Genomic DNA, 6,377 nt, shown 5'->3' on the forward strand with positions numbered 1-6,377 from the left:
ACTCGCTCGATGCCGCGCGTCTTCTCGACGACGCTCGGCCAGATCCTGGCTATCGTCGCCTGTTCATCGGCCGCGACGCTGGCGCTGTTCATCGCCTTGCTTTTTTATCCCGGCGCGCCACCGAATCCGCCGTGGCCGTGGCAGACGTCGTACCGCATACAAGCGCTGGTCGACATGCTTAGCGCCGTGCCCGATGACGAGCGTGCACGCTTGCTGAGCGCGGCGCAGCGCCCGACGCTAACGGCAACGCTGACCGACCAGCCGACGCTGTGTATTGGCTCCACGCTAGACACACACGATCTCGAATCGGCGCTCAGATCAGGGTTGGGTATGGATTCGCGCCTGACGGTTCGCACATGCGATGGGCGGCATCCGGCGAAGGACCTGCAGGTGCTCATTCCGCTCGGCAATCGCACGCTTGAGATTCGCACGGACCGCAACGAGCGCGAGCCCGATCGCTTCACCATTCCTTTTTTCTCAGCGCTAGCGTTCCTATGCGTGGGTGTCGCGGGGCTATCGGCATGGGCGGTGTCGCGCGTGATCCGTCCTTTGCGGCGCCTGTCGGAGAAAGCCGATGCCTTCGGCCGCGACATCACCGTCGCGCCGATCGAAGAGGAGGGTCCGCTCGAGATCCGGCGTGCGGCCCATGCGTTTAATCGAATGCAGGAGCGCATTGCCAAATCGATGCAAAGCCGCACGAGGATGCTCGCCGCGATCAGTCACGATCTGCGCACGCCGCTCACGCGCATGCGCCTGCAGCTCGACGCGGAAAAAAAAGAGATCGAGCGCACGAAGCTGCTACGCGATGTCGATCTCATGCGGAAAATGGTCAGTTCTGCGCTTGCTTTCCTGACGAGCGATGCGGGAGCGGAAGCGAAAGAATGGCTGGACCTTGGTGCGCTGCTCGAAACGCTGTGCGACGATTATGCTGAGTCGGGCAGTGCGATATGCTACGAAGGAACGAATCACCTGCCGTATTTTTGCAGGCCCGAAGGCATGCAGCGGGTGATGACGAATCTGCTGGAGAACGCAATCCATTACGGCACGGAGACGCTCGTCACCGCCCATACAGTCGATCGGACCGTCATCGTGGAAGTGATGGACAACGGACCGGGTATTCCGGAGGATCGTTTGCAGGACGTGGTCGAGCCGTTCGTGCGGCTCGACGCGGCGCGTTCAAAAAGGCCGGGCAGCGTGGGCTTAGGCTTGTCGATCGTCGATGACATCGTGCGCGCACATGGCGGAAGGCTCACCCTGATCAACCGAAAACCGTCCGGGCTGATCGCACGCGTCGCGCTTCCCATGGCTGCAGGCGCCGCGAGGGCATCGGCGCGGAGCTCTGGTTGACTTGAAGGCTCGGCTTTTGTATCCGTGGCGGACGCGTCGTTCGCGGAAGATCAACGTTTCACCTGACATAGCAGTTGGCCCTTTCTACCGTGGTGTGCGTCAACTACCGGGTCCGGTGGCGAGGGTCGTTGCAGACGTGCGCCGAAACGAGTAGGAACGAATCCTACTGATCGGAGGCTGCCATGAGAACGACGCAGCAGATGAGCATCACCCTTCCCAACGAGATGGCCGAGTTCGTCCGCACCAACGTCGCGAGCGGCGACTACGCGTCTGACAGCGAAGTGCTGCGAGATGCGCTTCGTGCTCTACGTGAGCGTGACCGCGCCGTTGACGCATGGTTGCGAAACGAAGTGGTTCCCGCAGCGCAAGCACTTCGCGACGATCCAAGCCGTGCCCTGTCAGTCGACCAGGTCCGTGCAGAACTGAGTCTGCGCCCGAAGCGCTGGATCAACTGCAAAGACTCGAAAGCCCATTTCGGACGCGGGAGCCCCGCTGACCGCGGAACGATATGTCGATTCGATCGTCGATTTCTGCATGAAGCTCGAGACATTCCCGGCGCGCGGTGTGGCACGTGACGACCTGCTGCCCGGACTCCAAGTCACGCATTTTCGAAAACGGGCCATTATCGCGTATATGCTAGAGCCAGAGGGTGTCTCAATCGTGGGTGTGTTTTATGGTGGCCAGGATTACGAGGCGGCGCTTGCCTCTGATGACGACGAGTGAAGTACAACAATCCACACGGCGAACGAAAGCTGCGCGAGAGAACGAATCCAGCAGCTATTTGACATAAAGGGAAATAACATCGTTTAGTCAGGTTTACTAATGAAAATGGCGCGACTTAGAGCTTGACGGATAAGCAGGATTCCACAAAGTGGCATTCTATCCACGGCGAAAGCGACGGTCACTACATCCGCGCTGCGATGGCAGGGAGGCGCTCAACGGAGCTAAACAATGTTTGCTTCGCGAGGGTTCCGCATCTGCCGCTCGCCGTGCAAACAAGTTGGAAGGAAGCATCGACCGCCTGCTAGGGCGGATTCAACAGGTCTATGCAACACACCGAAGGTTGCGTAAGCGGCGGCATTTGCGATGGAGCAGAGTCACGCCCGATCTATTACAGTGAGAGCCAGAAGGAGCTGATGCGGGAGCGCTGGCGTGCGGGTGAGTCGCTGCAGCTCGTTGCGCAGCAACGGACAGGCAAGAGGCTGCCGATCTGCATTGTTTGCTCCCCGAGCCGGCGAGGGAATCGCCGGCTCGCAGTCTGCCAAGTCAAGAAGCAACTAAGCTCGCGCGCGGACAGGTCTGCGGACACCGGTCTTGCTGGACACTTTCGTCCCGCACGGCCAAAGCATCCGCTCCCGCTGAACGGCTGAGCCTTGGCTAAACGTCGGTCAGCGGCGGCGCAGAGGTCGGTTTTGACGCATGCGAGCGCAAGTCATCGACGAACAGCCGTCCAACGTTAAGCGCCGTGTGGTACAGGCAATCGCCGGTGGCCAGGTCCAACCTTTGCGTCGAATACCGGTTGATATAGCGATACAACAATACTCGGACACGGAAAGAGAAAATGAAACTGAAAGCACTAACGTTGGTTGTCGCCGCATTTTCGGCGGCGACAGTAGGGCAAGCACAAGCCGCAGGTTGTCTGAAGGGAGCAGCGGTTGGCGGTGTCGGTGGACACTTTGTCGGAAAAGGCCATGCTGTGCTTGGTGCCGCAGGAGGCTGTCTCGTGGGTCGTCACTTGGCGAATAAGAAGGCCAAGGAGGACGCGGCTGCTCAGGGACAAGCGCAGCCCGATGCGCAATACCAGTCCAGTACGCAGGCCGCGAGGTCGCCGCAATAGCGTTACTACACTGGCCTAGTCGAGGCGGGAGACGCATGTCGGGCGACTCGCGAGGTTACTCGTCAGTAATCCGCTCGTCCGTCCCATTGCAGACGGGGGCTCGTCAACCGATGCGATCGCGCGCTCCCGTCGCTTCTCACGTGCGCGCCACTGCTGCAGGCAGCCCTCAGCGAGAGAATGCCGGTGGCGGATACGCCGATGCAGCAAGCGCGGTATGTCCTATCATCGAAACAAGGGCCTCCGAGGGGCCCTTAGGGGTGTTGGCGACTCAGCTTGTTCTGACTGTCAATCGGTCGCGGTTTTACGTGTCGCGAATGCGGCGATTGCTTCGGAGAAGTTCGGCTCGGATAATGAGCGGTCGCCAACCTCGCTCGAGATCGCATGACCAACAAACTGTCCAACGATTCGTGGGGCGACGAGTACGGGCGCTGGCTCGCTGATGTCAAACAGACGGTCGAGCGAGCCCGGCTGCGCGCCGTCGCCAGCGTGAACCGGGAGCTGGTGACGCTATATTGGCAAAATCGGCCGGGAGATCCTGGATCGGCAGCAGCGCCAAGGGTGGGGCACAGGCGTGGTTGACAAGCTTGCCCATGACCTGAAGGCAGCGTTTCCTGACATGCGCGGTTTCTCTCCGCGGAATCTCAAGTATATGCGTTCGTTGGCGCAAGCCTGGCCGGACGCTGAATTTGTGCAGCAGCCTGCTGCACAATTGCCCTGGTTCCACCTCTTTACCTTGATGGATAAGGTTAAGGATCCGTTGCAGAAAAATTGGTACGCCTGCAAGGCGCTTCAGCACGGGTGGTCACGACAAGTGCTGACGATGCAGATCGAAACGTCTGCATACACGCGGGCGGGCAGCGCAGTGACAAACTTCAGAGAAACGTTACCCCCGGCGCAGTCCGACCTTGCCAGGGAAGCGCTGAAAGATCCGTACGTCTTCGACTTCGTGGCCTTGCCGAAGACGCCCAAGAACGGGACATTGAGCAAGCTCTGACCCGTCACATCACTCGGTTTCTTCTTGAGCTAGGTGCCGGATTCGCATTTGTTGGGCGGCAGTATCGCATAGACGTCGGCGGTGATGAATTTTTCATCGATCTGCTGTTTTATCACCTTAAGTTCGTTGCTATGTTGTCGTCGAGCTCAAGACCACGCCGTTCCGTCCAGAGTACGCGGGCCAGCTCAACTTCTATCTGTCTGCGATTGACGCGCAGGTGAAAGCCGTAGATGATCAACCGACTATCGGGTTATTGCTCTGTAAACAAAAGAACCGACTGGTCGCAGAGTATGCGCTGCGAGGGGTTGCCAAGCCGATGGGCGTTGCGGAATATCAGTTGCTGCGACAGGTACCGGAATCGCTGGGAAAAACATTGCCCTCAACCGATCAGATCGAGGCCGAGCTTGGTACAGAACTACCAGACGCATAATCCGGCTGAGACGGCTGATGCGAACAGGAGCCAACCGTTGCCACACGCTTGCAACGCTATCACGATGTGGCGTCGAAGCCCGCCCTGTGAAAAACTGCGCGCGTGCCACCGTTTGACGCTGTGAAGGGGACCGTACGGCGTCCTCCAGTGACCCCGGGGGCCGTTGGTCCTCGTAGCCGCGACCACAGGCGGATCAGCCACGACTTCGTTGCTCAGGTCTCTTGGAAGTGATGGCGAATGGACGGAAACGGCTGCAAGCATCGCTGGTCCGAAGCTCGACGGTGTTGAAAGAGCAAATGCCATCAACTTGAGAAATGAACATTTCGGACTTTCGCATCGGCCTTGACTTCGCTTGCGGCCCGTTCATGTGGCGCTGCACCGACATTGGCATGCGCACGGTGACTGCTATCCGGCTGGTTGAGGATGACCCGTTCTGGTATCAAGGGCCGCCGTATATGGTGGAGGAAGTCGTACTCGACGAATTGGACTTGGACGATGCATATCCGAGCCACGATGCTCAGATTCGCGCGACTGTCGATAATCTCACCGACGGGCACCCTGGCTATCCCAGCGAAATTCTCTGGAGACTGATGCGCGACAAGGTGGAAGGCGAACGCTATCCGAGGCGGCGCCTGCTCCGGTTTGATCGGATACGAACCGACGGTGAAGTGTTGCACCCGTACAGCGCGCGTCGCGAAGCGGGCGAGGACAGCCCGTGGATCATCAGGCTCTACCTTCCATTCACACAAGAATGGGCGGAAATGGAAGAGGCCCAGTTCAGAATGCTGCCGCTGTCCACGCCCACGGCCGTTCGTGCCCGAGCGAGCCGGGACCGCCCGCGCGACTAGCGACATACGCGGCATCTCAAGGCCGCTGTCGTGTGTGACATGTCCACAGCGCGCCTCGGCGAGTCACGCGTCGTCGCAAAGTTCGCACTCTGAGGCTAACCGTAGCCGCAGGACGCGCCCGCAATTTCGCAGTGCCATCGCTTGTATTCTGCCGATGCCATCGGTGACCGACTTCAATGCAAGAGCATCGTCTGCTCTCGACGCGCGCGAGGCAGGTGTATGCTTCTAGCACCCCGCCCGAGACGACGCAGGTCACCGCCACGCGGCGGACAATGACGACGAAGCTGAGACTGCGCTTGTCAGCTGCCATCTGCAGATTGGGAACGGCGACGTTCATGGACATACGGTGCTATGGGACTCGATGGTTGCGCATCGTTACTTCACGCGATCACCAATCGATTCGATGCTTATCCTCCGTTTCCTGATGGCGGCGGTCATCATCAATGTGGAGGTAGAGGCTGGTTGTGGTCAACGATGCATGGCCTAGATTGTCGCGCACCAATCGAAGGTCCACGCGCTGGTCCGCCATGTGCGAACCAGCCGTATGCCTGAGCCAGTGAGCGGACGCTCTCTCGAGGAGGTCGGCCCGGGCTGCTGAGGATTCATCGCCGTGCCGAAGCCGGGCGGCCGCACCCGCGAACACGTCTTTCACGATCGCGTGCAGTGCCGCACGGGTTAGTGGGACGCAGGTGTCTGTCCGTTCATTAAAGGCCGTTGCGCCGATCGGCAGGACAAGGGGCGTGTCTTCGTTCGGTGACGGGAGCGCGGTCATGCCCAGATGCAGTCGATAGCGTGTAAGCGGCCAGCGAACCCGTCTTGACGAACGATGGATTACTCGACAGGCGCGAGAGGCTGCCAGTTATGAGGCAGCAATGTTGCGATGTCGCTTGCTTTGTGGGCCGGGAGGCGAGTCAGAATGTC

General features: G+C 59.7%; 3 protein-coding genes and 3 pseudogenes. 5 read left to right on the forward strand and 1 reads right to left on the reverse strand.

From position 1 onward, the window contains the following. Nucleotides 1-9: 9 nt before the first annotated feature. The 5 genes and pseudogenes from GV035_RS28965 to GV035_RS28985 all read left to right on the forward strand — a co-directional run bounded on the left by GV035_RS28965 (nt 10) and on the right by GV035_RS28985 (nt 5,456). On the forward strand, nt 10-1,347 hold the full coding sequence (locus GV035_RS28965; protein ID WP_236572928.1) for an ATP-binding protein: 1,338 nt from the start codon (nt 10-12) through the stop codon (nt 1,345-1,347). Between the two features lie 182 nt (nt 1,348-1,529). Next, nucleotides 1,530-1,775, forward strand: a pseudogene (locus GV035_RS29665) (type II toxin-antitoxin system ParD family antitoxin); the annotation flags it as partial. A 64-nt stretch (nt 1,776-1,839) separates the two neighbouring features. Continuing rightward, entirely contained in the window at nt 1,840-2,070 is a 231-nt protein-coding gene (locus GV035_RS28975; RefSeq protein WP_328699830.1) for a type II toxin-antitoxin system RelE/ParE family toxin, read from the forward strand. A gap of 1,495 nt (nt 2,071-3,565) precedes the next feature. Continuing rightward, nucleotides 3,566-4,608: pseudogene (locus tag GV035_RS28980) on the forward strand (PDDEXK nuclease domain-containing protein). A 314-nt stretch (nt 4,609-4,922) separates the two neighbouring features. Continuing rightward, nucleotides 4,923-5,456, forward strand: a complete 534-nt coding sequence (locus GV035_RS28985; RefSeq protein ID WP_159839570.1) for a hypothetical protein — start codon at nt 4,923-4,925, stop codon at nt 5,454-5,456. Between the two features lie 388 nt (nt 5,457-5,844). Here GV035_RS28985 and GV035_RS28990 read toward each other — a convergent pair. Further along, nucleotides 5,845-6,255, reverse strand: a pseudogene (locus GV035_RS28990) (tyrosine-type recombinase/integrase); the annotation flags it as partial. Nucleotides 6,256-6,377 lie beyond the last annotated feature (122 nt).

Source organism: Burkholderia sp. 8Y (genome assembly GCF_902506145.1).
In the GTDB taxonomy this organism is placed as follows: Bacteria; Pseudomonadota; Gammaproteobacteria; order Burkholderiales; family Burkholderiaceae; genus Caballeronia.

Excerpts from the sequence above, each read along its gene's own strand:
- GV035_RS28965 (WP_236572928.1), top strand. The coding sequence starts at position 10 with ATGCCGCGCGTCTTCTCGACGACGCTCGGCCAGATCCTGGCTATCGTC.
- GV035_RS28985 (WP_159839570.1), top strand. The coding sequence starts at position 4,923 with ATGAACATTTCGGACTTTCGCATCGGCCTTGACTTCGCTTGCGGCCCG.